The sequence below is a fragment of the Arsenophonus sp. PmNCSU2021_1 genome, from assembly GCF_036919435.1.
In the GTDB taxonomy this organism is placed as follows: domain Bacteria; phylum Pseudomonadota; class Gammaproteobacteria; order Enterobacterales; family Enterobacteriaceae; genus Arsenophonus; species Arsenophonus nilaparvatae.
This window is the reverse complement of sequence record NZ_JAZHPL010000006.1, coordinates 534,275-559,911: the sequence shown is the minus strand read 5'-3', so window position 1 is coordinate 559,911 and position 25,637 is coordinate 534,275. Positions and strand designations below refer to the sequence as shown.

At 39.0% G+C, this 25,637-nt stretch carries 21 protein-coding genes, 2 tRNA genes and 4 pseudogenes; 7 read left to right on the top strand and 20 right to left on the bottom strand.

The window, feature by feature from the left end; genetic code table 11:
* The 13 genes from truB to rlmE all read right to left on the bottom strand — a co-directional run bounded on the left by truB (position 1) and on the right by rlmE (position 13,296).
* Complete coding sequence (gene truB / locus V3224_RS15785; protein ID WP_334471662.1) at positions 1 to 942, bottom strand: tRNA pseudouridine(55) synthase TruB; 942 nt, start codon at positions 940 to 942, stop codon at positions 1 to 3.
* Positions 942 to 1,358, bottom strand: coding sequence for a 30S ribosome-binding factor RbfA (gene rbfA / locus V3224_RS15780; RefSeq protein WP_334471660.1), 417 nt, complete (start codon positions 1,356 to 1,358; stop codon positions 942 to 944). The genes truB and rbfA overlap by 1 nt, the downstream gene beginning before the upstream one ends.
* Positions 1,359 to 1,511: 153 nt before the next feature.
* Positions 1,512 to 2,384: an IS982 family transposase gene (locus tag V3224_RS15775; RefSeq protein WP_334467716.1), complete on the bottom strand. Its 873-nt coding sequence runs from the start codon at positions 2,382 to 2,384 to the stop codon at positions 1,512 to 1,514.
* 261 nt (positions 2,385 to 2,645) lie between these two features.
* Entirely contained in the window at positions 2,646 to 5,336 is a 2,691-nt protein-coding gene (infB, locus tag V3224_RS15770; protein WP_334471658.1) for a translation initiation factor IF-2, read from the bottom strand.
* A 21-nt stretch (positions 5,337 to 5,357) separates the two neighbouring features.
* Complete coding sequence (gene nusA / locus V3224_RS15765; RefSeq protein ID WP_334471656.1) at positions 5,358 to 6,872, bottom strand: transcription termination factor NusA; 1,515 nt, start codon at positions 6,870 to 6,872, stop codon at positions 5,358 to 5,360.
* A gap of 23 nt (positions 6,873 to 6,895) precedes the next feature.
* Complete coding sequence (rimP, locus tag V3224_RS15760; protein ID WP_334471654.1) at positions 6,896 to 7,348, bottom strand: ribosome maturation factor RimP; 453 nt, start codon at positions 7,346 to 7,348, stop codon at positions 6,896 to 6,898.
* 190 nt (positions 7,349 to 7,538) lie between these two features.
* Positions 7,539 to 7,615 (bottom strand) — tRNA-Met (locus V3224_RS15755).
* 62 nt (positions 7,616 to 7,677) lie between these two features.
* Positions 7,678 to 7,764: transfer RNA gene (locus tag V3224_RS15750), tRNA-Leu, on the bottom strand.
* A 56-nt stretch (positions 7,765 to 7,820) separates the two neighbouring features.
* Positions 7,821 to 8,159 carry a preprotein translocase subunit SecG gene (gene secG, locus V3224_RS15745; protein ID WP_334471652.1) on the bottom strand — a complete coding sequence of 113 codons (339 nt, stop codon included), beginning with the start codon at positions 8,157 to 8,159 and terminating at the stop codon, positions 7,821 to 7,823.
* A 241-nt stretch (positions 8,160 to 8,400) separates the two neighbouring features.
* Positions 8,401 to 9,738, bottom strand: coding sequence for a phosphoglucosamine mutase (gene glmM / locus V3224_RS15740; RefSeq protein ID WP_334471650.1), 1,338 nt, complete (start codon positions 9,736 to 9,738; stop codon positions 8,401 to 8,403).
* Positions 9,731 to 10,579: a dihydropteroate synthase gene (gene folP / locus V3224_RS15735; protein WP_334472050.1), complete on the bottom strand. Its 849-nt coding sequence runs from the start codon at positions 10,577 to 10,579 to the stop codon at positions 9,731 to 9,733. Before folP ends, glmM begins: the two co-directional genes overlap by 8 nt.
* 84 nt (positions 10,580 to 10,663) lie before the next feature.
* The gene (ftsH, locus tag V3224_RS15730; RefSeq protein ID WP_334472049.1) at positions 10,664 to 12,607 is read right to left on the bottom strand and encodes an ATP-dependent zinc metalloprotease FtsH; all 1,944 of its coding nucleotides are present in this window, start codon (positions 12,605 to 12,607) and stop codon (positions 10,664 to 10,666) included.
* A gap of 59 nt (positions 12,608 to 12,666) precedes the next feature.
* Positions 12,667 to 13,296 carry a 23S rRNA (uridine(2552)-2'-O)-methyltransferase RlmE gene (gene rlmE, locus V3224_RS15725; RefSeq protein ID WP_310511366.1) on the bottom strand — a complete coding sequence of 210 codons (630 nt, stop codon included), beginning with the start codon at positions 13,294 to 13,296 and terminating at the stop codon, positions 12,667 to 12,669.
* 134 nt (positions 13,297 to 13,430) lie between these two features.
* Here rlmE and yhbY point away from each other — a divergent pair.
* Positions 13,431 to 13,722: pseudogene (yhbY, locus tag V3224_RS15720) on the top strand (ribosome assembly RNA-binding protein YhbY).
* 113 nt (positions 13,723 to 13,835) lie between these two features.
* Here the strand turns inward: yhbY and greA are convergent.
* The gene (gene greA / locus V3224_RS15715; protein ID WP_032114383.1) at positions 13,836 to 14,312 is read right to left on the bottom strand and encodes a transcription elongation factor GreA; all 477 of its coding nucleotides are present in this window, start codon (positions 14,310 to 14,312) and stop codon (positions 13,836 to 13,838) included.
* Positions 14,313 to 14,576: 264 nt separating this feature from the next.
* On the opposite strand from greA, the gene dacB reads away from it, so the two are divergent.
* A complete protein-coding gene (dacB, locus tag V3224_RS15710) occupies positions 14,577 to 16,025 on the top strand; it encodes a serine-type D-Ala-D-Ala carboxypeptidase (protein ID WP_334471646.1) in 1,449 nt (482 codons plus the stop codon).
* 50 nt (positions 16,026 to 16,075) lie between these two features.
* Here the strand turns inward: dacB and cgtA are convergent, their stop codons facing one another.
* The 3 genes from cgtA to rplU form a co-directional block, all read right to left on the bottom strand.
* On the bottom strand, positions 16,076 to 17,239 hold the full coding sequence (gene cgtA, locus V3224_RS15705) for an Obg family GTPase CgtA (protein ID WP_334471644.1): 1,164 nt from the start codon (positions 17,237 to 17,239) through the stop codon (positions 16,076 to 16,078).
* Between the two features lie 133 nt (positions 17,240 to 17,372).
* Positions 17,373 to 17,630 (bottom strand): 50S ribosomal protein L27, encoded by a 258-nt coding sequence (rpmA, locus tag V3224_RS15700; RefSeq protein ID WP_334471642.1) that lies wholly within the window; start codon positions 17,628 to 17,630, stop codon positions 17,373 to 17,375.
* A gap of 19 nt (positions 17,631 to 17,649) precedes the next feature.
* Entirely contained in the window at positions 17,650 to 17,964 is a 315-nt protein-coding gene (gene rplU, locus V3224_RS15695) for a 50S ribosomal protein L21 (protein WP_334471640.1), read from the bottom strand.
* Positions 17,965 to 18,240: 276 nt separating this feature from the next.
* Here rplU and ispB point away from each other — a divergent pair, with 276 nt between their 5' ends.
* Positions 18,241 to 19,212: an octaprenyl diphosphate synthase gene (ispB, locus tag V3224_RS15690; protein WP_334471637.1), complete on the top strand. Its 972-nt coding sequence runs from the start codon at positions 18,241 to 18,243 to the stop codon at positions 19,210 to 19,212.
* A gap of 21 nt (positions 19,213 to 19,233) precedes the next feature.
* Here ispB and V3224_RS15685 read toward each other — a convergent pair whose 3' ends face one another.
* The gene (locus V3224_RS15685; protein ID WP_032114378.1) at positions 19,234 to 19,626 is read right to left on the bottom strand and encodes a DNA-binding protein; all 393 of its coding nucleotides are present in this window, start codon (positions 19,624 to 19,626) and stop codon (positions 19,234 to 19,236) included.
* A gap of 570 nt (positions 19,627 to 20,196) precedes the next feature.
* Here V3224_RS15685 and V3224_RS30090 point away from each other — a divergent pair.
* Positions 20,197 to 20,415: pseudogene (locus V3224_RS30090) on the top strand (helix-turn-helix domain-containing protein).
* 58 nt (positions 20,416 to 20,473) lie between these two features.
* Here V3224_RS30090 and mdh read toward each other — a convergent pair.
* Positions 20,474 to 21,412, bottom strand: a complete 939-nt coding sequence (gene mdh, locus V3224_RS15675; RefSeq protein ID WP_334471635.1) for a malate dehydrogenase — start codon at positions 21,410 to 21,412, stop codon at positions 20,474 to 20,476.
* A gap of 331 nt (positions 21,413 to 21,743) precedes the next feature.
* Positions 21,744 to 22,718 (bottom strand): annotated as a pseudogene (locus V3224_RS15670) (IS701 family transposase).
* Positions 22,719 to 23,000: 282 nt separating this feature from the next.
* Between V3224_RS15670 and V3224_RS15660 the strand changes: the two are divergent.
* From V3224_RS15660 to fbp, 3 genes and pseudogenes are all read left to right on the top strand, one after another.
* A pseudogene (locus V3224_RS15660) lies at positions 23,001 to 23,796 on the top strand (IS701 family transposase); the annotation flags it as partial.
* Between the two features lie 113 nt (positions 23,797 to 23,909).
* Positions 23,910 to 24,380: a transcriptional regulator ArgR gene (argR, locus tag V3224_RS15655; RefSeq protein ID WP_032114376.1), complete on the top strand. Its 471-nt coding sequence runs from the start codon at positions 23,910 to 23,912 to the stop codon at positions 24,378 to 24,380.
* Positions 24,381 to 24,548: 168 nt separating this feature from the next.
* Complete coding sequence (gene fbp, locus V3224_RS15650) at positions 24,549 to 25,556, top strand: class 1 fructose-bisphosphatase (protein ID WP_334471632.1); 1,008 nt, start codon at positions 24,549 to 24,551, stop codon at positions 25,554 to 25,556.
* Positions 25,557 to 25,637 lie beyond the last annotated feature (81 nt).

The following is a 25,637-nucleotide window of genomic DNA, read 5'->3' as shown; positions in this document are numbered from 1 at the left end:
TCAAACACTTTCCACCACTAAACGACGAGGTGCTATCCTATTTTGTTCATCGATCTCAGCAATACCAATAAATTTATGCATATCACCTTCTGTTACGCGAACTTTATTACCTTCGGAAAGCCGATGGTTAGCAACAACAACCGCTTGCCCTTGTTTAAAATAGCTTGCAACAATCGATGAAATATTGATTTCAGGAAAATGATTAACTGCTGTATCCATTGGTAATAATAAAGGATCTAATTGTGCCTCCAGAGAAGTTGTCCCTAATTCCACTTGCTGCTTAAGCGTATATAATTGTTCTATTGTTACCATACGTTCACTGGGATAACTAGCTACCTGTAAGCGCCTTAGATAAATCACATGAGCACCACAACCCAACAATTCACCTAAATCATCAATAATAGTTCGTATATAAGTTCCTTTAGAACAATGAATTGTTAATTCCAGTTCATTCCCTTGCCAGCGCTCAAATTGTAAATCATAAACAGTAATTGGTCGGCCTTCACGTTCAATAGTAATCCCCTGACGGGCATATTCATAAAGTGGCTTACCCTGATATTTAAGCGCAGAATACATAGACGGTATTTGGATTAAATTACCACGAAATTTATCTAGTGCCTTATCAAGTTGCAGTTGTGTTATTTCGATAGGGCGTTGACAAATTATTTTACCATGCGCATCTGAAGTATCAGTACGCTGTCCTAAACGAGCAATAACCCGATAGCGTTTATCAGAATCAAGCAAAAATTGTGAAAATGTGGTTGCTTCCCCCAAACAAATCGGTAACATGCCGGTTGCTAAAGGATCGAGTGCTCCTGTATGACCGGCTTTTTTTGCATTAAATAAACGACGTACTTTCTGCAAAGCGTCATTAGATGAAAGTTCTGCCGGTTTATCTAATAACAATACTCCGTGAACCTCACGACCACGACGACGCCTCATTACTTCCTCTCTGTATCATCTTTTGTAGTATGACGGCGCTTTTCATCATCACGGATCACGTTGCTAACTAAATTAGACATACGCATACCTTCCACCAAAGAGCTATCATAAAAAAAAGTTAATTCAGGAACAATACGTAAACACATCGCTTTACCCAACAAAGAACGAATATGTTTCGCCATATCACCACTCAATACTTTAATACCATTTTTAACCATATCTGTTTCATGTTCTTTTGCTGATATGTTTAAAAAAGTCACGAACACTTTGGCATAAGCCAAATCACGAGAAACTTCCACCCCTGAGACAGTAGCCATTTTAACACGTGGATCTTTAATTTCTCGATGAAGAATAATGGCGATCTCTTTTTGTATTTCCTGGGCAACACGCTGAGCACGACCAAACTCTCTTGCCATTATGATATCTCCTCACAAGGGTAAAACTAAAATATAATGACCATTAATTATTATGATATATATATTAGAAAAATAAAATTCAATACTTATATCTATTTGATTTCTATATAAAATAAATATTAACTAACCTGAGTTCGGGATAAGCATTATCAATTATACTTGAAGATACGTACCTGCAACAGGTATCTTTGGTTTAGATGGCATTAAACAATATGCAACCAGTCCGCCTAATAAATTCACTACAAAGTTAGCCGGAGAGCGATGTCGCGTATGCTCTATTTGACAAAGATTTTTTAACTCATCAAATACCGTTTCAATGACAGAACGATGACGCAAGATGGCTTTGTCGAAACAAGTCTGTTTAATAGGCTTCATTTTCTTCTTGATATTCGTTATAAGGCTAATTCCCATCGTTTTGAGTTGCTGTTTCAGTGAAGCCGATAAATACCCTTTATCTGCGTACAAACAACCAGAAAGATCCTTTGTCAGCTCAGGCAATGGTTTCCGATCATCGGTGTTTCCTGGTGTGAGTCGAAAACTGAGTATTTCCCCCAAATGATTGATAATTACATGAAGCTTGAAACCAAAGAACCAACCTGTTGAATTTTTTCCCCGTTCAGCTATCCCATTGAAGACTTTATGTCTGCGGATCCGTAAGTTATCACACACCGCTATCGGAGTAGAATCGGCAACCGATAGCCCCGTGCATTTTCCCTTAATTGACTCAAACAGTGCCGTTAACGCTAAGGCACTACGCGGAAGTAACTCTACACAGCGTGAATAGGATGGCAAGTTAGGAAATTCCTTCCGGAGATATAAGCGGACATAATAGAGATAAAATACCTTGAATTGCCTGAATCGGAGTTGATGAAACAACACAACCAGTGTCATCATTTCCGCCAACGAAAGCTGAGTAGACCGTCTACGACGCTTAGTACCGTTAGTCAGCAAATATTCATGCATTTTTGGCTCGAAGTCTTTGCAAAAATCATCCATCAGGCAATAAAGTTCAGTAAGATTTTCCATAATTGTTTAACAATGCTCTACTCTTTAACCAGACTGTTAGAGTATTTTAACAAAACAGGCTCATTCAACTATTTGAATATCAAGACTTTCTCTTTATTTCTTATCCCGAACTCAGGTTAACTATTATTTATCATAATAGAATTAATCCCATCGCAACAGTCGATAACCAATATACCCGATCTAAATGGTTATCTATAAATCTTTAACTAAAAGGCCATAACATCAGTTATGGCCTTTTAATAAGCATCAATAAAGCAGGCATTAATTATCAATAGAACGTTTCACTTCAATGATTTCAAATACTTCTATCATATCACCTACACGTACATCATTATAATTCTTCACACCAATACCACACTCCATGCCATTGCGTACTTCGTTGACATCATCTTTAAAGCGACGTAATGATTCCAATTCACCTTCATAAATAACCACATTATCCCGCAATACACTGATAGGGTTATTACGCTTGATTATGCCTTCAACAACCATACAACCAGCAATGGCCCCAAACTTAGGTGATTTAAACACATCACGGACTTCGGCTAATCCGATAATTTGCTGTTTATATTCAGGCGCCAACATACCACTCATCGCCTGTTTGATCTCATCGATAAGACTATAAATAACCGAATAATAGCGTAGATCCAAATTTTCACTTTCAACAATGCGTCTTGCTGCAGCATCGGCGCGGACATTGAAACCAATGATAATTGCATTAGAAGCAGCAGCCAATGTAACATCGGTTTCTGTAATACCACCTACACCTGAACCAATAATTTTCACTTTCACTTCATCAGTTGATAATTTTTGCAACGAATCAGTAATGGCTTCACAGCTACCTTGTACATCGGTTTTTAATACAATATTTAACTCAGAAATCTTACCATCTTCCATATTAGCAAACATGTTTTCTAGTTTTGACTTCTGCTGGCGTGCCAATTTTACTTCTCGGAATTTACCTTGACGATAAAGTGCAACCTCACGCGCTTTCTTTTCATCACGGACAACCGTTGCTTCATCGCCTGCTGAAGGTACATTTGATAACCCCAGAATTTCAACCGGAATCGATGGCCCTGCAGACTGAATATCTTCACCTAATTCATTACGCATTGCACGAATACGGCCATACTCAAAACCACATAATACAATGTCACCTTTATTAAGGGTGCCTTCCTGAACTAAAATCGTCGCAACCGAACCGCGACCTTTGTCCAAATAAGACTCGATAACAACACCACTTGCCATTCCAGTACGAACCGCTTTGAGTTCTAATACTTCAGCTTGTAATAAGATAGCTTCTAATAATTCATCAATCCCTGTCCCTTTTTTGGCAGATACATTGATAAATTGATTTTCGCCACCCCACTCTTCAGCCACAACACCATATTGCGACAGCTCATTTTTGACGCGATCAGGATCAGCTTCGTGTTTATCAATTTTATTAACTGCAACGACAACCGGCACATTAGCGGCCTTGGCATGCTGAATAGCTTCTATCGTCTGAGGCATCACACCATCATCCGCCGCAACGACCAAAACAACAATATCCGTTGCTTTAGCACCGCGAGCACGCATTGAAGTAAATGCAGCATGTCCTGGTGTATCTAAGAAGGTAATCATGCCTTTATCTGTTTCAACATGATAGGCACCTATGTGCTGCGTAATGCCGCCAGCTTCACCCGATGCAACTTTAGTTGAACGAATATAGTCAAGTAATGAAGTTTTACCATGGTCAACATGTCCCATGATGGTTACGACTGGCGCCCGAGGTTCTGCAACTGCTTCACCGGTATCACGATCATTTAAAATCGCTTCTTCCAGCTCATTTTCACGCCGTAAAATAACTTTATGCCCCATTTCCTCTGCCACAAGTTGCGCTGTTTCTTGATCAACAACCTGATTGATGGTCACCATAGCGCCCATTTTCATCATGGTCTTGACAACTTGTGAGCCTTTGACTGCCATCTTATTCGCTAATTCAGCAACCGAGATGGTTTCGCCAATCACAACATCACGGTTAATAACCGCAACCGGTTTTGTGAAGCTCTGCTGTAATGAACTGGTTTTTTTCTGTTTACCTTTGGTTTTATTCGTACGACCAACCGCTCGCTCTTCTTCGCGATCAGCTTTTTCAGAATGTTTATTATTTTTTTTCTGCCGAGTAGCCTTTCCAGCTCGATTTCGGGCGCGACGGCCTTCTTCTTGGGCATCATTTTCATCTTCTGCTTCACGAGCATGACGAGAAGTCGTAGTATGATAATCTGCATTATCTTCCGTTTCGTCATTACTACTCCAACGATTGGAGTTTTCCTCTGCCATACGACGAGCTTCTTCGGCAACGCGTTTAGCTTCCGCTTCAACCTTACGTCGCATCTCTTCTTCAGCTTTACGTTTAAGCTCTGCTGCATCAGCTTCGCGACGCTGTTTTTCAGTATAAGCAGCCGAATCTTGACTGGATTTAGCTGTTTTTGGATTATTTTTACTTTGTTTCACTTTCTCTTTTTCCGCTGCTTCGCGCTTTGCTTTTTCAGCTGCTTCACGTTTCGCTTTTTTCTCTTCAGCTTCACGTTTTGCTTTTTGTTCTGCTTCGCGCTTTGCTTGCTCTTCCGCTTCATGCTTCACTTGTTCTTCAGCTTTCGCTTTTTCCAAGGCATCGCGATCAACATATGTGCGCTTTTTACGGACCTCAATGTTGACTGATTTACTTTTTCCGCCAGTACTCGGCACACTTAGTGTGCTGCGAGTTTTTCGCTGTAGTGTTAATTTGCCAGTCTGGTTACCTGTCGTCCCATCTTCACGATTTAAGTATGCAAGTAAAGTTTCTTTTTCATTTTGAGTAACAGCATCATTTTCAGTTTTCTTTATCCCGGCATCAGCAAACTGCTGTACCAGGCGTTCAACTGAAGTTTGAATCTCTGCTGCCAATGATTTTACAGTTTCATCTGCCATTCTGTTCCTTCCTGCTACAAATTATTTTGGATCGTTGCCAAACCAGCAAATATTGCGCGCAGCCATAATAATTTCACCAGCCTGTTCATCATTCAGCCCTTCTTCAATATCTCTCAGATCGTCGATCCCCTGCTCGGCAAGATCTTCCAATGTACAAATACCATGAGCAGCTAGGTTCATTGCTAAAGCATGATTCATACCTGGTAGATTTAACAGATCCTCAGTTGGCTGATTATCCCCCATACTCTCTTTTTGAGCCAATTCTAATGTCGTCAGCGCTGCTTTCGCTCTTTCACGCAAAACTTCAATCGTTGTCTCATCAAGACCTTCAATTTCTAATAGTTCGTTGATTGGTATATAAGCTAATTCTTCTAATGTAGAAAAACCTTCTTCAACGAGAGCAGTAGCGAATTCTTCATCAATATCAAGGTGCTTAACAAAAGAATCAATAGATGCATGTGCCTCTGCTTGATGTTTAGCTTCAAGTTCTTCCGTGGTCATTACATTCAATTCCCATCTGTCATCTCCGCGATGCTTTTTCAGTAACTGGGAAGCTAAGCGAACATTTTGTCCATTGCGGCCAATTGCCTGAGCCAAATTACTACTTTCAACGGCAACATCCATCGTACATTTATCTTCATCAACGACAATAGAGGCAACGTCAGCTGGCGCCATCGCATTAATCACAAATTGTGCAGGATTATCATCCCACAAAACAATATCAATACGCTCTCCTCGAAGTTCGCTTGATACTGCTTGCACCCTTGCACCACGCATCCCAACACAAGCGCCTACTGGATCGATGCGTTTATCATTCGTTTTTACGGCAATTTTTGCCCGCGATCCTGGATCACGAGCAGCGGCTTTAATTTCAATAATTTCTTCACCGATTTCCGGTACTTCTATGCGAAATAATTCTACTAACATTTCAGGACGAGAACGGCTAACAAACAGCTGCGCTCCACGCGCTTCTGGGCGTACATCATACAATACACCACGCACACGGTCACCTGGTCGAAAGTTTTCACGTGGTAACATATCTTCCCGTAAAATTACCGCTTCGGCATTATTACCGAAATCCAAGGTAATATTTTCACGATTGACTTTTTTTACCACCCCAGTAATGATTTCACCTTGCTGCTCACGAAATTGCTCGACAACCATCGCTCTCTCAGCTTCACGTACCTTTTGAACAATAACCTGTTTTGCAGTTTGAGTGGTAATGCGGTCAAAGGTAACAGACTCTATTTGATCCTCTACATAATCGCCTAAATTAATCTCTGAGTCTTCAAATTTTGCCGCATCTAAAGTAATTTCCCGTGTCGGCTGTGTAACTTCTTCAACCACCAACCAACGACGAAATGTATCAAAATCTCCCGTTTTACGATTAATATTAACGCGAACATCAATCTCTTGTTCATATTTTTTCTTAGTAGCTGTTGCTAATGCGGTTTCAAGCGCTTCAAAGATTTTTTCGCGAGGAAGCGATTTTTCATTAGAAACCGCTTCCACAACAGCCAGAATTTCTTTATTCATCCTAGTTGCCTCATTGAACTTTATTAAAAGTGGGGTACCAGGTTAGCTTTCTGGATGTTTTTTAGTGCAAACACTTCGTCCTTGCCATCCACAGTAACCGTAATCATTTCGTCATCAACAGCTTTAATTATACCTCGCCATTTACGACGGTTCTGCATTGCTATTCTTAATATTAAATTCACTTCTTTACCAATAAAATGCTGATAGTGTGCAACAGTAAAGAGTGGACGCTCAAGTCCTGGTGAAGATACCTCCAGGTTATAGAGCTCTGAGATCGGATCTTCAACATCCAGTACTCCACTGACCTGGTGGCTAACTTCGGCACAATCATCAACGGTAATACCATTTTCGTTATCAATATAAACGCGTAATGTCGAAACCCGTGCTCGAATAAACTCCAGACCAACAAATTCAAAACCTAGAGCTTCTACCGGCTCTGAAATCATCGATATTAATTTTTGCTCTAACGTGGACAAACCACACCCCCAGACATAAAAAAAGGGCTAAAAGCCCAGGAATTCTGTTTTAAATAACAAAAAGCCCCGAAAGCCGGGGCTTTATGCAACTGGACCCTATACACTGCCAGTAGGTTTAACCCCTGACTCAGCACTCTTCCAAACGAAAATAATCCAATAAGACGCCTGAAATAGATCATATGCTAAGAAGTGGTTACGGCAGCCGGATTTTAACCGACGACCTTCGGGTTATGAGCCCGACGAGCTACCAAGCTGCTCCATCCCGCGTTCGGAAATTCCACAAATTTTACGCTGATAATATGCGAAACGCAAGCTATCTTTTAAAATGATGCCGAGAACGGGACTTGAACCCGTACGCCCGTTTTATAGGCACTACCACCTCAAGGTAGCGTGTATACCAATTTCACCACCTCGGCACACCAGTAAGACAATTTTTTAATAAAACCGCCTCACTGCACAAACTGTTGCTTAATTAATGAGGGATATCACTTGTTGGGGGTACAGGCGCTGTAGGAACTCCCACTGGTTTCTCAACTTTAACAGGTTCACCAATGTTTTCCCATTTGCTTCCAGTCACACTTTTATTAGCAATTAAATTCCCTAAAATTAAACTGATAACAAAGAATAATGTTGCAAAGATAGCAGTCATCCGCGTCATAAAATTACCTGATCCTGATGAACCAAATAATGTTGCAGAAGCACCTGCACCGAATGAAGCTCCCATATCAGCACCTTTCCCTTGTTGCAGCATGACCATACCAATCAGCGCAATTGAGACTAATAAAAAGATAACCAAAAGGGTTATGTACATAGCTAACTACCTATTTGACAATAAAGTTCGCAAAAACCTATCTACTGCAACTTGCTCCTTAAGTCGTTACTTTAAGAAGCGGTTTTGAATACTAACCAAACCTTAGCTGACAAGCAAGATTATTTTTATCTCATCGTACTATTTGTAGAAAAAAACAACAAAAGTTGTTCTCCAAAGCCAGTTGACGAAAAACAACACAATACTTATACAACCATATGATCTTTTATAAAAATATTATGACCTATTTCACTTGCTTGACAACTTCAGCAATGCGATTAGCCATTGCGGTAACCTGCTTTTCATTCTCACCTTCCACCATGATACGAATTAAAGGCTCGGTACCTGATTTACGCAATAAAACCCGTCCTCTACCTGCTAGTTCTTTTTCCACTTGGTTTACCACATTTAAAACTTCTTCTGTGGCCAATGGATTATGGCTACCGGAAAAACGCACATTTATTAATACTTGAGGCATCAATTTAATCTCACAACAGAGATCATAAAGGCTCATATTATTACGGAGCATCGCACTTAGAACTTGTAAACCAGCAATAATTCCATCACCTGTTGTCGTTTTATCTAACAAAATAATATGGCCTGAATTTTCAGCACCAAGCCGCCATCCTTGCTCTTGTAATTTTTTGAGAACATAACGATCGCCAACTTTTGCCCTGATAAAAGGTATATCCAACTGTTGCAGGGCTAATTCTAATCCCATATTACTCATTAAAGTGCCAACAACTCCACCGTGCAATTGACCTTGTCGAAGTGCATCACGCGCAATAATATAAAGAATTTGATCACCATCTATTCTATTACCACGATGATCAACCATTATTACCCGATCTCCATCACCATCAAAAGCAAGACCAATATCCGCTTTTTCTGTTACCACACGTTTTTGCAATAGCGTAACATCAGTCGCGCCACAGCCCTCATTAATATTCAGTCCATTTGGTTCACAGCCGATTGCGATGACTTCCGCACCAAGCTCAGTTAAAACATTCGGAGCAATATGATAGGTTGCGCCATTAGCACAATCTAAAACTATTTTTAATCCACTTAAACTTTGGTCACTGGGAAACGTCCCTTTGCAATACTCTATATAACGCCCAGCAGCATCAACAATGCGACTCGCTCGTCCTAATTCGGCAGACTCAACACAAGTAAGTGGTTTTTCCATCTCAGCTTCTATTGCTTCTTCTACATCATCAGGTAATTTAGTGCCATCAATCGAAAAGAATTTAATACCATTATCATAATAGGGATTATGGGAAGCAGAAATAACAATGCCCGCTTCAGCACGGTATGTGCGTGTTAAATAAGCAATCGCTGGTGTAGGCATAGGACCTGTAAATGCAGCTGATAACCCCGCTGCTGCAAGACCCGCTTCTAAAGATGACTCCAGCATATAACCTGAAATGCGTGTATCTTTACCTATGATTATTTTACGAGAACCATGCCGCGCTAAAACCTTACCCGCTGCCCAACCCAATTTCAAAACAAAATCAGGGGTAATTGGGTTTTCTCCTACTTTGCCACGAATACCATCGGTGCCAAAATATTTGCGCTTACTCATAATCATCTGTTTCCTTTACTGAAAGGGTTGCTTGAACAATCTTCATAGCCTGTACAGTTTCTTTTACATCATGAGCACGCATAATCTGTGCTCCCTGCATAGCTGCGATAACTGCGCATGCGATACCTCCAATAAGCCGTTCCTCTAGTGGTACATCTAATAGTTCACCAATCATAGATTTACGTGACATACCCACTAGTAGTGGCACTCCGAGAGCATGAAATTCATTCAATTTCGCTAATAATTGATAATTATGCACCAAGTTTTTACCAAAACCGAAACCTGGATCAATAATCAAACGATTTTTCGCAATGCCAGCCGCTTCACAGCGTTCAATTTCATCTGATAAATACTGCTTTACTTCTACAACCACATTTTTATAATCGGGTGTTTGTTGCATTGTCTTAGGTTGACCTAACATATGCATAATACAGATCGGTAATCCTGTTTCAGCCGCAGCTTCTAATGCACCCGGTTCATGTAACGACCGAACATCATTAATAATATGCGCACCTGCTCTAGCTGCCTCTGTCATGACAACAGCTTTAGATGTATCAACAGAAACCCAAACATCAAAACGGTCAGTTACTGCTTCGATTATTGGGATAACTCGATCAAGTTCTTGCTGTAGACTGACTTCGCTAGCACCCGGACGGGTTGATTCACCACCAATATCGATAATTGCCGCACCATGGTTAACCATACTAGCTACATGCTTGAGCGCATAGTCATAACGATTGTATATACCACCATCAGAAAAAGAGTCTGGAGTAACATTTAATATTCCCATAACAACAGGACAATTAAGATCAAGCTCTATTTTTCGGGCAGTAATTTTCATAATCACCTTACTCAACCAAACAAAACCCCAGGTTGTCCTGGGGTTTCAATCATTTATTCATTTCACATAGAGAACCAATGATCATTAACGATTCTCTGTGTTACTTCCATTATCATTTTCTTGCACATTATCTTCACCCTGAGCGGCAGAAATATTCTTTTCTGGCTCTCCTTGTGATGAGGATGTTGTAGTAGGATTACTATCATTATCATCCCAGCCAGCTGGAGCTCTAACTGGACGGCGATTCATCAAATCATCAATTTGAGGTGCATCAATGGTTTCATATTTCATCAATGCATCCTTCATCGCATGCAAAATATCCATGTGTTCATTCAAAATCTGACGAGCTCGTTTATAATTACGATCAATAATTGCCTTGATCTCTTCATCAATTGCTCGCGCAGTTTCGTCTGACATATGATTAGCTTTAGCAACCGAGCGGCCCAGGAAAACCTCACCTTCTTCTTCGGCATAGAGCAATGGCCCTAATTTCTCAGAAAAACCCCATTGCGTCACCATATTACGAGCAAGATTAGTTGCTACTTTAATGTCGTTTGACGCGCCAGTAGATACCTTTTCTGAACCGTAAATAATTTCTTCAGCTAATCTGCCGCCATAAAGCGTAGAAATTTGACTTTCTAGCTTTTGCCGACTGGCACTAATTTGATCACCTTCTGGCAAGAAGAATGTGACACCTAACGCACGACCTCGTGGGATAATTGTCACTTTATGAACAGGATCATGTTCTGGAACAATACGTCCTATAATCGCATGGCCAGCCTCATGATAAGCCGTAGATTCTTTTTGTTCCTCTGTCATCACCATAGAGCGACGTTCAGCACCCATCATGATCTTGTCTTTTGCCTTTTCGAATTCCACCATCGTGACAACACGCTTATTTCCGCGTGCTGTAAAAAGGGCGGCTTCATTAACTAAATTAGCTAAATCAGCACCAGAAAAACCAGGTGTGCCTCGTGCCAATACTGAAGCATCAACACTAGGATCTAAAGGTACACGGCGCATATGAACCTTCAAAATCTGCTCACGACCACGTACATCAGGTAAACCCACAACAACCTGCCGATCAAAACGTCCAGGACGCAATAATGCCGGATCTAACACATCGGGACGGTTGGTAGCGGCAATAACAATAATACCTTCATTACCTTCAAATCCATCCATCTCTACCAACATTTGGTTAAGAGTTTGTTCACGTTCATCGTGCCCTCCTCCTAAACCTGCGCCACGTTGGCGGCCAACCGCATCGATTTCGTCAATAAATATGATACAAGGCGCGGCTTTCTTTGCTTGTTCAAACATATCACGAACTCGAGAAGCACCAACACCAACGAACATTTCTACGAAATCCGAACCGGAGATAGTAAAAAAGGGAACTTTTGCTTCACCTGCAATGGCTTTTGCCAATAAAGTTTTACCTGTTCCCGGTGGCCCTACCATCAGAATTCCCTTAGGAATCTTACCACCTAATTTTTGAAAACGACCCGGTTCACGCAAATATTCAACTAGCTCACCAACTTCTTCTTTCGCTTCATCACAACCGGCAACATCAGCAAAAGTGGTTTTAATTTGATCTTCTGTCAGCATGCGCGCCTTACTCTTACCAAAGGACATAGCACCTTTGCCACCTCCTCCTTGCATCTGACGCATAAAAAAGATCCAAACCCCAATTAGTAATAGCATTGGGAACCAGGAAATGAAAATAGTCGCTAAGAAACTTTGCTCTTGAGGTGGTTCACCAATGACGGTGACATGCCTTTCAAGCAAGGTATCCAACAATCTTGGATCCTCTCTCACTGGAATATAAGTCGTATAACGACTGTTATCCGTTTTCTTAACACTAATTTCACGATCAGAAATCCGCACTTCACGTATCTGATCCTGAGTTAACTCATTCATAAAGGTAGAATAATCCACCCTGCGACTATTCGAATCGCTAGGACCAAAACTGTGGAATAGAGACATCAGGACTACCGCAATGACTACCCAGAGAATCAGGTTTTTCGCCATGTCACTCAAGGGATGAACCTCTTCATTACAACTATGTTAAATAAATAACGTACAGGGTACTATATTTTGCGTCCTGTCGCTACAATGTACACTTCACGTGAACGTGACCGTGAAGCATCTGGTTTACGAATTTTAACTTTCAAAAATAGAGAGCGAATTTCCCTCAGATATTCATCAAAGCCTTCTCCCTGAAATACTTTAACAATAAAACTTCCCCCAGTAGCCAGTACATCGCGACACATATCCAACGCTAGCTCAACCAGATACATGGATCGAGGAATATCGACAGCAGGTGTCCCACTCATATTGGGAGCCATATCAGACATAACAACCTGGACTTTTTTATCACCAACTCGTTCAAGTAATGCCTTCAATATCTGCTCATCCCGAAAATCTCCTTGTAAGAAATCAACACCTACGATGGGATCCATTAGTAATAAATCACATGCAATAACCCGCCCCGTCTGGCCAACTTTGCTTACTGCATATTGAGACCAACCACCAGGCGCTGCCCCTAAATCAACAACGGTCATACCAGGTTTAAATATTTTATCACTCTGCTGGATCTCATCCAATTTAAACCATGCACGCGAGCGAAACCCTTTTTTTTGTGCTTGAAGAACGTATTTATCACTAAAATGTTCCTGCAACCAACGACTAGAGCTTGCTGAACGCTTTTTATTAGCCATTGTTTTTCCAACTATACTTATAAAATAACACTGATCTCTGCCATTTTCGATATACCAAAATTATAGAATTTATGGTGATAACTAAAAGATGGCGGTAGAATGTACCGTTTTCAATCCCACTAAAGCAAAAAACAATGACTCTTAATAAAAAGCAAATACAATATCTAAAAAGCCTTGCTCATCATCTAAACCCTGTTCTAATGATAGGTAACAATGGTTTAACTGAAGGTGTTTTAGCTGAAATCGAACAATCTTTGTCATATCATGAACTTATTAAAATCAAGATAGCGAGCGAAGATCGCGAAAGCAAAAATTTGATAGCTAACGCTATTGTTCGAGAAACCGACTATCAATGTGCAAATTATTGGTAAAATTTTGATACTCTATCGCCCTTCTGAAGCACGCAAAATCATTTTACCTAAATAAGTTTTCTACATTTATACAAAAATGCCATCCCACTTCAGGGTAAAAAAGGCCGCTTTGGCCTCTTTTACTTTTGAATTAACTCAAGAACATAACACTTTAAGATAAAATGAAAATCAAATATATTCCACTCGTAAAATTTCATATTCAACTTCACCGCCAGGGGTGTTGATAACTGCCACATCATCCATAGTCTTACCGATCAGGCCTCGAGCTATTGGTGAATTAACAGAAATGAGATTTTCTTTGATGTCGGCTTCATCATCACCCACAATACGATAAATCTGATCTTCATTTGTCGTTACATTAAATACGGTAACTGTCGCGCCGAATATTACACGGCCCTCATTTTTCATTTTTGTTACATCAATAACTTGCGCATGAGACAATTTAGCCTCAATTTCTTGGATACGCCCTTCGCAAAACCCTTGCTGCTCACGCGCTGCATGATATTCTGCATTTTCTTTCAAATCACCATGTTCACGTGCTTCTGCAATAGCAGCAATAATTTCAGGACGGCGAATATTCTTTAAAAATTCTAACTCTTTACGCAGCTTGTCTGCGCCACGTACCGTCATTGGAATCTGTTTCATTAATAAATGCCTCTGATTCTTTCCTAAATAAAAATTAAATATCTTCCTGATTTTTCTGTCATTAAAGCAAATTAGCACTTCTGACAAAACAACATTCTGGGCAAACAAAAAAGGGGGCAAACCTTGTTAACTATTAATTTATAACTTTATTATTCTATCATTTAATTAACCATTGTAACGCACACTTAATGCTAGGTCACCGTTTACTTTTTTCTGCATTACACTTTAGTATGTCTATTATGTCTACTTTTATATACAGCACTTATGGCTTTTTTAAAAAAAATTGGAAGATCATATTGGTTATTTAACCTACTTTTCATATTCAATCAGGCGCTATCAGCGCCAATTGAAAACTATATTAATTATCTGCCTGCAGGTACAAATCTCTCTTTTATCGCGCAAAAAGTGGGGAGTGATACTCCATTGTTCGATTACCATAGCCAACAAATGGCACTACCTGCAAGTACTCAAAAAATTATTACCGCACTAGCTGCATTACTTCAATTAGGTCGCGATTATCAATTTGTCACCCATTTCGAAACTGAAGGAAAAATTATCGATCATCGTTTAAAAGGTGATTTGGTTGTGCGCTTCACTGGCGATCCAACCTTAACGCGCCAACAAATTCGCAACATGGTAGCTGAATTAAAGCAACTTGGTATTGAACAAGTTGACGGCGATTTAATCATCGATATATCAGCCTTCGCTGGCCAAGATAAGGCTCCAGGGTGGGTATGGAATGATATGACACAATGTTTTAGTGCTCCACCAAGCGCCGCTATTATCGATAAAAACTGTTTTTCAGCCACTTTACATAGTGGTCAGAAACCTGGCGATATCGCACATGTCCATACTGCCTCTTTTTACCCTATTAATATGTTCAGTCAAGTTATTACGCTAGCAAAAGGTTCAACTGATGCACGTTATTGCGCATTAGACGTTATACCAGGAGAACTAAACCGTTATATATTAACGGGTTGCTTAACTCAACGCGCTGAACCGCTACCATTAGCATTTGCCGTTCAAAACGGCGCAAGCTATGCAGGAGCTATTATAAAAACTAACCTGATAGATACCAAAATCACGCTTACCGGGCACATTAAACAACGCCACTTGCCTACCATAGCAGGAAATATCCTGGCCACGACAAAACCTAAACCGCTACATCATTTGCTGACAATAATGTTAAAAAAATCTGATAATATGATAGCTGATGCGATCTTTAGAACCATAGGCCGTGAATATTATGGTGTCCCGGGTACTTGGTCTTCTGGCTGCGATGCTATCCGCCAGATTTTAAAACAGAAAGCCAATATTAACTTAGCCAATACGATTATGGTAGATGGTTCAGGACTATCTCGTCACAATTTAATTACACCAACAGCTATGATGTCTATTTTGCAATATATTGCTAGACATGATAGTCAACTGAACTTTATTGCTATGTTACCATTAGCTGGTCATGATGGCACTTTACGTTATCGTGGTGGCTTAGGCAATGCAGGCGTTAATGGTAAGGTCTCAGCTAAAACCGGTGCTTTGCAGGGAGTATATAATCTCGTCGGCTTCATTACCGCGCAAAGTGGTCAGCGTATCGCTTTCGTGCAGTTTATTTCAGCTTATAGCTTGCCACCAGCGCAATATAATAGTCGCCGTATTCCGCTTGTCCGTTTTGAAAGCCATCTCTATAAAGATCTTTATCGTAATTACTAATAGAAAAACGGGTATCTACTCGATACCCGCTAAAAAATAATTCGCATTAATTAACGCTTATAAATGAAGTCGATTCCCTGTTCATCGTCTTCATTCCAATCGTCATCATCCAGATCCGTTTCATTATCAAGTAGTTGTTCTTTGTGATAATCATCCCACATAAATTCAGCTTTATCGGATCCTGCACTATCTACCGATATATTTTGAGGATGGGCTTGGATAAACGTCATAATATCCCAACAAAGTGTTTTAACACCTAGCTGATTTACCGCAGAAATCTGATAATACTTATCTTGCCATCCTAATGCTTCAATAATGGCTTTTATACGGTCATTAGCCTCTTCGGGGGTCAAAAGATCAACTTTGTTAAAAACTAACCACCGCGGTTTTTGTGCTAATTTCTCACTATATTTTTCCAGTTCCGCATCAATTATTTTGGCATTTTGAGCCGGATCAGAACCATCAATAGGGCAAATATCAATAAGATGCAGAAGTATCGTGCAACGTTCCAAATGCTTTAAGAAACGAATGCCAAGACCTGTTCCTTCTGCCGCTCCCTCAATTAAGCCAGGGATATCAGCAATAACAAAGCTTTGCTCACTATCCATGCGTACTACGCCCAAACTCGGCACCAAAGTAGTAAATGGATAATCAGCAACTTTGTGTTTTGCCGCCGAGACTGAGCGAATGAAAGTCGATTTACCAGCATTCGGCATACCTAGCATGCCTACATCAGCCAATAACATCAATTCAAGTAGCAATTCTCTTGTTTCACCTTTCGTTCCCATCGTTTTTTGACGGGGAGCACGGTTGACTGATGATTTAAATCGGGTATTACCTAAACCATGAAATCCACCTTTCGCAACCATTAAACGTTGCCCGTGACGTGTCATATCACCAACGATTTCTCTGGTTAAAAAATCACGTATTCGCGTGCCAACCGGGACTTTAATGGTCTTATCTTGACCACGTTTGCCAGTACAATCACGACTTTGACCATTCTGTCCCCGCTCAGCCTGGAAGATTGTTTCAAATCGATAATCGATCAACGTATTAAGATTTTCATCAGCCAACAGATAAACATCTCCACCATCTCCACCATCTCCACCATCAGGCCCGCCCTTAGGGATATATTTTTCACGGCGGAAGCTAACGCAGCCATTGCCACCATCGCCAGCTGTAACTAATATTTTGGCTTCATCAACAAATTTCATTATCTTTTCTCCGCATACTAGACATTATACGCTAGATGGTAGTTTTACCCAGAGATGGTATCACATAAGGTAATATAAAAAGCCCCGCAAAATTGCAGGGCTTTTTTAAACGCTATTTAAAGATCAAAAAAACTTATTCAGCTTCAATACTGATATATTTACGATTTTTTGGTCCTTTAATTTCAAATTTAACTTTTCCGTCAGCCAATGCAAATAGGGTATGATCGCGACCACAACCAACATTACTACCAGCATGGAATTTCGTACCACGCTGACGAACAATAATGCTACCTGCCAACAGAGATTCACCACCAAAACGTTTTACACCTAGGCGTTTTGCTTCGGAATCGCGACCATTACGCGTTGAGCCGCCAGCCTTTTTATGTGCCATTAATCTGCTCTCCTAATTCTTAAGCAATAACAGTGATCTTAACATCAGTAAACCACTGACGGTGGCCCTGTTGTTTACGGCTATGTTTACGGCGACGAAATTTAACAATTTTAATTTTCTCACCGCGACCATGCGCAATAACTTCAGCTTTAACTTTGATGCCTTCAACGACAGGAGCACCGATTTTAATATCATCACCGTCGGCGATCATCAATACTTGATCGAACTCAACAGTTTCACCTGTCGCAATGTCTAGCTTTTCCAGGCGAACTGTTTGGCCTTCGCTGACTCGGTGTTGTTTACCACCACTTTGGAAAACCGCGTACGCGTACATATAAACTCCGCTTAACACACTCCCTTAGCATATTTGATTTCAGAGTGCATTTTATAAATACTCACAATAGGGCGCGAATTCTACGCAAAAAAGCATCAGAAGACAAGCCTAGAATTCAATCTAATAATAAAAAATCTACTTTCTGAAGTGTATTTATTCCGTAGCCGTTCATTTGTAATTAATTTTACAGTACAATTAGCGGCAGATTAACAGCACGAAATCACTTGACTAAATATTATGTTTAGGTAAAACCAAATTGATAAAAGAATTTATAAAATGAATTTAGAATCAATTATCAATCTAACCGCAAAAGACATGGAAGCGGTTAATAAAACAATCTTGAATCAATTAAATTCAGATGTCCATCTCATTAATCAGCTGGGCCACTATATTATTAGCGGTGGTGGAAAAAAAATTCGGCCCATGATTGCTATCCTGGTTGGAAGGGCTTTAGGATATCAAGGAGAAAAACACATTAATGTAGCAGCATTGGTTGAATTTATTCATACCGCAACACTACTACATGATGATGTTGTTGATGAGTCCACCTTGCGGCGCGGTAAAAAAACAGCAAATGCTGTTTTTGGTAATGCTGCTAGTGTATTAGTCGGAGACTTCATTTATACCCGATCATTTCAAATGATGACAGAGCTTGATTCTATGCCCGTTTTAAAGCTGATGTCTGATGCAACAAATATCATCGCAGAAGGTGAGGTTTCACAATTAATCAATTGTAATAATCCAGACATCACCGAAAGTACCTATATGCAAATAATATATAGTAAAACTGCACGCCTATTTGAAGCAGCGACACACGCATCAGCGATCGTATCAGGTGCCAATGAAATCCAACAGCAAGCCTTACGAGATTATGGCCGTTATCTTGGTACTGCCTTCCAACTGATTGATGATCTTCTGGATTATGACGCGGATAGCACCACTATTGGCAAAAATATTGGCGATGATTTGGATGAAGGAACACTAACACTACCTCTACTTCATGCAATGAAAAAAGGCACCGCAGAAGAATCTGCACTTATTCGTAACTCAATAGAAAAAGGTAATGGGCGTCATTTACTCAGTATCATATTAATTACCATGAAACGCTGTGGCTCTCTTGAATATACCCGCAGCCGAGCTAGAGAGGAAGCTGATAAAGCAATTAAAGCTCTCGATATCTTGCCTGATACATCTTATAAAGATGCTCTAATCAGCTTGGCTTGCATTTCCATTCAACGCCCCTCGTAATAAAAACTTCTCTGGAACAGCTCATCCTGTTCCAGAGTTATCTTCTTCCACCAATATCGCTTCACAACAATTGATATAACCAATTAACTTTTCCAATCCTTCCCGTAAAATAAATTTAATAATCTTTTCACGCTCTTTTTTTGTTAATTGTTTATAAGCTTCGACCCAAATTAAAAAAGCATCTTGTCGTTTTCCTTTGCCGCGATAATCAATAGAGTTATCATTTAGCGATAATACATTAAATACATCTTCAGGTAGACTACTAACATGATATTCAACAGCTTTGCCTTGAACCCCACGTTTTCGACGTTGCTCCCATCCTTCCCTGCGAGCCATTAGGTTGATACCTTGTGGTGATGAAGGCAAACCAACCAATCCAGCAAGTTCTTTCGCGGTATACCATTCTTTTTTCATAATTTTCTCGCATCACTTTTGGTATTAATACATAACCTAATTCTGCAAATCTAATTGTTAAAAATGATGGCCTTTTAGATTATTTTTTTCTTTTAAAATCCTCCCAATTTTCTAACCATAGAAAAAGCATTGAATAAAATTGTAGGATTATTTCTTTTTTTATCTCTTGCAAATATTGTTCTCCTTTTCACTATCATTATTAACTAATTTTTTTTCTATTAATATCGGACAAATTATTTTATAACTATTAATTCTAAGGAATTAATATAAATTAAAGATTTTTATTTTTGTCATTCTATTATACTAAATTAACATAACTAGAATTAATTATTTATACTCCTAATAAATTGAAGAGAGCCTCACTATATTTCTTAAAATATCTGTAAAATTTCTCTATTTTTTGTAATCAAGTTCAAAAAAGAGATTTTTAAGAAAAAAATAAGAAACTATTAAAGAAAAAAAAATGTTATTTTATTTCTAATAACAAGTTCTAGTTCGAAATACATGTCAGAACTATCTGTTATTTATACCACTAATACAGCAATATATTTAATAGAAAAAGGATTAAAAATGATTTCACAGAAATCTGATTGGCATCCTGCGGATATTATTGCAGCGCTAAGAAAACGCGGAACAACATTAGCCAATGCATTATCTCGGGAATGGATAATTGCGAACTTTTTAAACCTTCATCCTTCTGAAATATGACCAAGCCATTATTACGATTTCAATACAGGAGAATTATTAGAACGAAATATTCGTCGGCCTACTAATAAAAATAACGAATAAATTATAAAAAAACCGCAGACTCATATCTGCGGTTTATTATTTAATGAAGTTAATAATATTATTTATTAATAAAATCTTCGCCTAATTTAATATCTTCATTGAGTGTCTCTAACATATTTTCCAATTTATTTTTTTCAAATTTATTCATAATATTAATAGGTAATCTTTCTTCAATCCCATTTTTACCTAAACGTATTGGCTGAGCAAAAAAACGAGCATATTCACCATCACTTTCCACATATGCACACTCGATTATATTTTCTTTACCATTTAAAGCGTCAATTAATGATAAACCAAAACGTGCAGCGGCTTGGCCCATAGAAAGTGTCGCTGATCCGCCACCAGCTTTTGCTTTAACAACTTCAGTGCCGGCATTTTGAATACGCTTGGTTAGCTCCTCAGCTTCCTGCTCGGTAAAGCTAACATTGGCAATTTGAGAGAGTAGCGGTAGGATCGTTACGCCAGAATGACCACCAATAACCTTCACTTCGATTTCTTGAGGCTTTTTACCTTTTAATTCAGCAACAAAAGTATTAGAACGAATAATATCTAAGGTTGTTACCCCAAATAATCGATTTCTATCATACACGCCGGCCTTTTTTAATACTTCTGCTGCTATCGGAACAGTAGTATTAACCGGATTAGTAATAATACCAATTAACGCCTTAGGACAGCTCTGAGCAACTTTTTCAATCAGATTACGAACGATACCGGCATTGATATTAAACAAATCTGAGCGATCCATACCTGGTTTCCTGGCAACACCTGCCGAAATTAATACTACATCAGCACCGTCAAGTGCGGGTGTCGGATCTTCACCAGCAAAACCAATTACCTTTACATCTGTTGGAATATGGCTTAAATCTTTAGCAACACCAGGGGTCACAGGAGCAATATCATAAAGAGAAAGCTCTGAGCCTGATGGAAGCTTGTTTTTAAGAAGAAGTGCAAGTGCTTGGCCGATACCACCTGCTGCTCCAAAAATAGCTAATTTCATGCTGATACTCCTTTATATGATGACACTTCAAAATGGCTTAAAAACTTTCAACCTATTACATACGTTATTCATAACACAGTCTATTAATTACGATTAATTCTTGTTAATAAATAAATCTTGTAAATTTTTTCTTTCATTTTAAATAAAATTCTTATCGACTAATGCGATAAGGGGCACTTTTTTAATATTGCTTAGGTAGCAGCATAATTTAGAGACACGACTGCCATTTTTTACAAATAACATTATTTTTTAAACAATAATTTATCGCTAATTTCCACAAAGTAGGCAAATAACTGACTAATAATTTTTATTACACGAGTTTCGCACAAAACTAATTTGGGTACGCTAATAAAACACGGATTTGCTCAGTAATAGCACTTTTGATTACGTCCCAATTTTGTTGATAAAGGGTTATTTTTTCAGATATACGACGTTTATGTTGTTCAAACCACGCAGAAATAGCGAGAAAAATATGATTTCTTTGCGCTCGGCTCGTGCGAGCCTGACAGCGTTCAATACCACAGTTTTGTTTAACTTCTCGATGATAAACTTCAACAGACCAACGGGCATCCATGATAGATTTGAGGTATTGACGGGTGGGATTCTCTTTGTTTGTTACTATGTAATCAATACGGCCGTTTTTGGCTGTAAATTTGAAAACGGTTACCCAACCATATCCTCGCAAGTGTATTGACGTTCCTTCTTCTGAGATGTCTAACTTGTTCAGTTGTTTGTTATGGTTAACAATCCTATTTTTCCTCAGCGTGGTTACCCAGATCCAACCATGAGAGCGAATTGATTTCAGGTTATCCAGGCTAGAATACCAAGCATCCATCACTACGGCTTCTGGCATGATCCCTCTTTTTTTAGCAAGAGTGAGCATTTCGGAAAAGTGCGTGTTTTTTATTTTTCCATCAGAATCTTTATCATAAATACGATAATTGATAGGAATTGATTCAACCTTCGTCAGATCATGCCAAAGCAAATTAACTAAACCTATGCCAGCAATAACCTCATGTTCATTACCTGAATATTGATAATGGACCATCTCTATTTTTTTACTACGTGTTTTGGCAATCAATGTATCATCGGCAATTAGTACGCAAGGGCTTTTTTTGTCTATAGAAGGTTCAACTAATCACCATAGGTCTTTAGGTCTAAAACATCTACTTTTTAGCCATTGGCTAACAGTGTCATGAGATAAAGGCGATGGGCTTACTTCTGATAACGCTAAACCAGAGTATCTTAAACTGCTTACTTGTAAGAATGTTTTATAGATATCTTTAATACATGGATAACCCGACAAAATATGAACACCCTGATTTTTTCTTGTTTTTAAATTTATACTTCTTTTTTGGAGATTGCGAAACTCGTGTATTATTGCTATTTTTATTATACATGAGTTTCGCACAGGCATATAAAGTTCTAGAAATGGCTTAAAAGCAATGGTTAATCTGTAAGTTACTAAAACACATAAATTTTATTAAATTACAATAACTTGTATTTAATTTATAAGGTTTTGTCTATTTATATATCATGCTGAATTAAACTTAAAAATAGCGCGTTTTTTTATTGGTGCGAAACTCGTGCTATAGACAAAAAAAGCCCTTGCGTACTAATTGCCGATGATACATTGATTGCCAAAACACGTAGTAAAAAAATAGAGATGGTCCATTATCAATATTCAGGTAATGAACATGAGGTTATTGCTGGCATAGGTTTAGTTAATTTGCTTTGGCATGATCTGACGAAGGTTGAATCAATTCCTATCAATTATCGTATTTATGATAAAGATTCTGATGGAAAAACAAAAAACACGCACTTTTCCGAAATGCTCACTCTTGCTAAAAAAAGAGGGATCATGCCAGAAGCCGTAGTGATGGATGCTTGGTATTCTAGCCTGGATAACCTGAAATCAATTCGCTCTCATGGTTGGATCTGGGTAACCACGCTGAGGAAAAATAGGATTGTTAACCATAACAAACAACTGAACAAGTTAGACATCTCAGAAGAAGGAACGTCAATACACTTGCGAGGATATGGTTGGGTAACCGTTTTCAAATTTACAGCCAAAAACGGCCGTATTGATTACATAGTAACAAACAAAGAGAATCACACCCGTCAATACCTCAAATCTATCATGGATGCCCGTTGGTCTGTTGAAGTTTATCATCGAGAAGTTAAACAAAACTGTGGTATTGAACGCTGTCAGGCTCGCACGAGCCGAGCGCAAAGAAATCATATTTTTCTCGCTATTTCTGTGTGGTTTGAACAACATAAACGTCGTATATCTGAAAAAATAACCCTTTATCAACAAAATTGGGACGTAATCAAAAGTGCTATTACTGAGCAAATCCGTGGTTTTATTAGCGTACCCAAATTAGTTTTGTGCGAAACTCGTGTTATATTCATAGCAACAGGCTAGAACTGCTTGTTGCATAAAAATTCACCTTTATACATAATACCGCTCTACTTAACGTCTTGAAAAAGGTGATTTATGTATGTTTCTTCTAAACAAGAAGATCTCGTGAAAGCTTTTAAAGCTTTGCTCAAGGAAGAAAAATTTAGCTCCCAAAGTGAGATCGTTATAGCACTTCAAGAGCAAGGCTTTGAAAATATAAACCAGTCAAAAATTTCTAGAATGCTGACAAAGTTTGGTGCGGTGCGTAACCGTAATGCCAAAATGGAAATGGTTTATTGCCTACCTGCTGAACTGGTTGTTCCCACAACAACTAGCCCGCTAAAAAATTTGGTATTAGATGTTAACTACAATCAATCAATTGTGGTTATTCGTACTAGTCCTGGCGCTGCACAGCTCATTGCTCGTTTATTAGATTCGTTAGGAACTTCAGAAGGAATTTTAGGTAGTATCGCCGGCGATGATACCATTTTTTCTACCCCAACTTTGGGATTTTCCACCGAACAACTTTATGAAGCCATCTTGAATTTGTTTGAACAAGAGTTGTAAAAGCCAAAGTTATCGCGCTGATCAGCGCGATAATATGAAATGAATCGTTCTCTTGATCAGTAAAAATAATCCAACTATTAATCTTGGCCTAATTTGGCTAAACTGCACGCACACAAGGAACACGATTCCTTACAAAATCTCTATAAAATTAGACTCAGGACCTTGGTCATGAAAACATTAGACGAATTTATCGTTGAAAAACAACATGATTTTCCTCATGCTACGGGTGAACTTACCGCATTATTATCAGCAATTAAATTAGGTGCAAAAATCATTCACCGCGATATTAATAAAGCCGGTTTGGTGGATATTTTAGGCGCAAGTGGTGCCTGTAATATTCAAGACGAAGTTCAAATGAAACTTGACCTATACGCTAATGAAAAATTAAAAGCCGCTTTGAAAGCGCGAGGAGAGGTTGCTGGCATTGCTTCCGAAGAAGAAGACGAAATCGTAATTTTCGCTGGTGATCGGGCAGAAAATGCCAAATATGTTGTGTTAATGGATCCATTAGATGGTTCATCAAATATCGATGTAAATGTTTCCGTTGGAACTATTTTCTCTATTTGCCGCCGTATTACACCAATTGGCCAATCGGTTACTAAAGCAGATTTTTTACAACCGGGCCATCAACAAGTCGCTGCCGGCTACGTTGTCTATGGTTCTTCAACCATGCTGGTTTACACAACCGGTTATGGTGTGCATGCCTTCACCTATGATCCTTCTCTGGGCGTCTTCTGTCTATCTCACGAAAAAGTGATGTTTCCACCACAAGGCAATATGTATTCAATCAATGAAGGAAATTATAGTAAATTTCCATTAGGGGTAAAAAAATATATAAAATATTGCCAGGAACAAGATCCCGCAACGCTTCGCCCTTATACCACCCGCTATATTGGCTCTTTGGTGGCAGATTTTCACCGAAATTTACTAAAAGGTGGGATTTATATTTATCCAAGTACAGCAAGTCACCCTAAAGGTAAATTACGCTTGCTATATGAATGCAATCCGATCGCCTTTTTAGCCGAACAGGCAGGAGGTAAAGCAAGTGATGGTACTAATCGAATTTTAGATATCGTCCCAGAACAACTACATCAACGTGTACCTTTCTTTGTTGGAACAAAATCTATGGTAGAAAAAGCCGAAAGCTTTATGCTTGAATTTTCAGTTAATGAATAACATCCTATCATACGCAATAAAGGCAAACGATCTGGCCTTTATTGTTAAGCTTATTTTTATAGTGATAGTGAGTTTTTGTTT

Coding starts and splice junctions, on each gene's coding strand:
- infB (WP_334471658.1), bottom strand. CDS start 5,336: ATGGCAGATGAAACTGTAAAATCATTGGCAGCAGAGATTCAAACTTCA.
- rpmA (WP_334471642.1), bottom strand. CDS start 17,630: ATGGCACATAAAAAGGCTGGCGGCTCAACGCGTAATGGTCGCGATTCC.
- rlmE (WP_310511366.1), bottom strand. CDS start 13,296: ATGGCTAATAAAAAGCGTTCAGCAAGCTCTAGTCGTTGGTTGCAGGAA.
- dacB (WP_334471646.1), top strand. CDS start 14,577: ATGGCTTTTTTAAAAAAAATTGGAAGATCATATTGGTTATTTAACCTA.
- folP (WP_334472050.1), bottom strand. CDS start 10,579: ATGAAAATTACTGCCCGAAAAATAGAGCTTGATCTTAATTGTCCTGTT.
- greA (WP_032114383.1), bottom strand. CDS start 14,312: ATGAAACAGATTCCAATGACGGTACGTGGCGCAGACAAGCTGCGTAAA.
- nusA (WP_334471656.1), bottom strand. CDS start 6,872: ATGAATAAAGAAATTCTGGCTGTTGTGGAAGCGGTTTCTAATGAAAAA.
- cgtA (WP_334471644.1), bottom strand. CDS start 17,239: ATGAAATTTGTTGATGAAGCCAAAATATTAGTTACAGCTGGCGATGGT.
- V3224_RS15685 (WP_032114378.1), bottom strand. CDS start 19,626: ATGAAAAAAGAATGGTATACCGCGAAAGAACTTGCTGGATTGGTTGGT.
- fbp (WP_334471632.1), top strand. CDS start 24,549: ATGAAAACATTAGACGAATTTATCGTTGAAAAACAACATGATTTTCCT.
- ispB (WP_334471637.1), top strand. CDS start 18,241: ATGAATTTAGAATCAATTATCAATCTAACCGCAAAAGACATGGAAGCG.
- rplU (WP_334471640.1), bottom strand. CDS start 17,964: ATGTACGCGTACGCGGTTTTCCAAAGTGGTGGTAAACAACACCGAGTC.
- truB (WP_334471662.1), bottom strand. CDS start 942: ATGAGGCGTCGTCGTGGTCGTGAGGTTCACGGAGTATTGTTATTAGAT.
- argR (WP_032114376.1), top strand. CDS start 23,910: ATGTATGTTTCTTCTAAACAAGAAGATCTCGTGAAAGCTTTTAAAGCT.
- V3224_RS15775 (WP_334467716.1), bottom strand. CDS start 2,384: ATGGAAAATCTTACTGAACTTTATTGCCTGATGGATGATTTTTGCAAA.
- rbfA (WP_334471660.1), bottom strand. CDS start 1,358: ATGGCAAGAGAGTTTGGTCGTGCTCAGCGTGTTGCCCAGGAAATACAA.
- secG (WP_334471652.1), bottom strand. CDS start 8,159: ATGTACATAACCCTTTTGGTTATCTTTTTATTAGTCTCAATTGCGCTG.
- ftsH (WP_334472049.1), bottom strand. CDS start 12,607: ATGGCGAAAAACCTGATTCTCTGGGTAGTCATTGCGGTAGTCCTGATG.
- glmM (WP_334471650.1), bottom strand. CDS start 9,738: ATGAGTAAGCGCAAATATTTTGGCACCGATGGTATTCGTGGCAAAGTA.
- mdh (WP_334471635.1), bottom strand. CDS start 21,412: ATGAAATTAGCTATTTTTGGAGCAGCAGGTGGTATCGGCCAAGCACTT.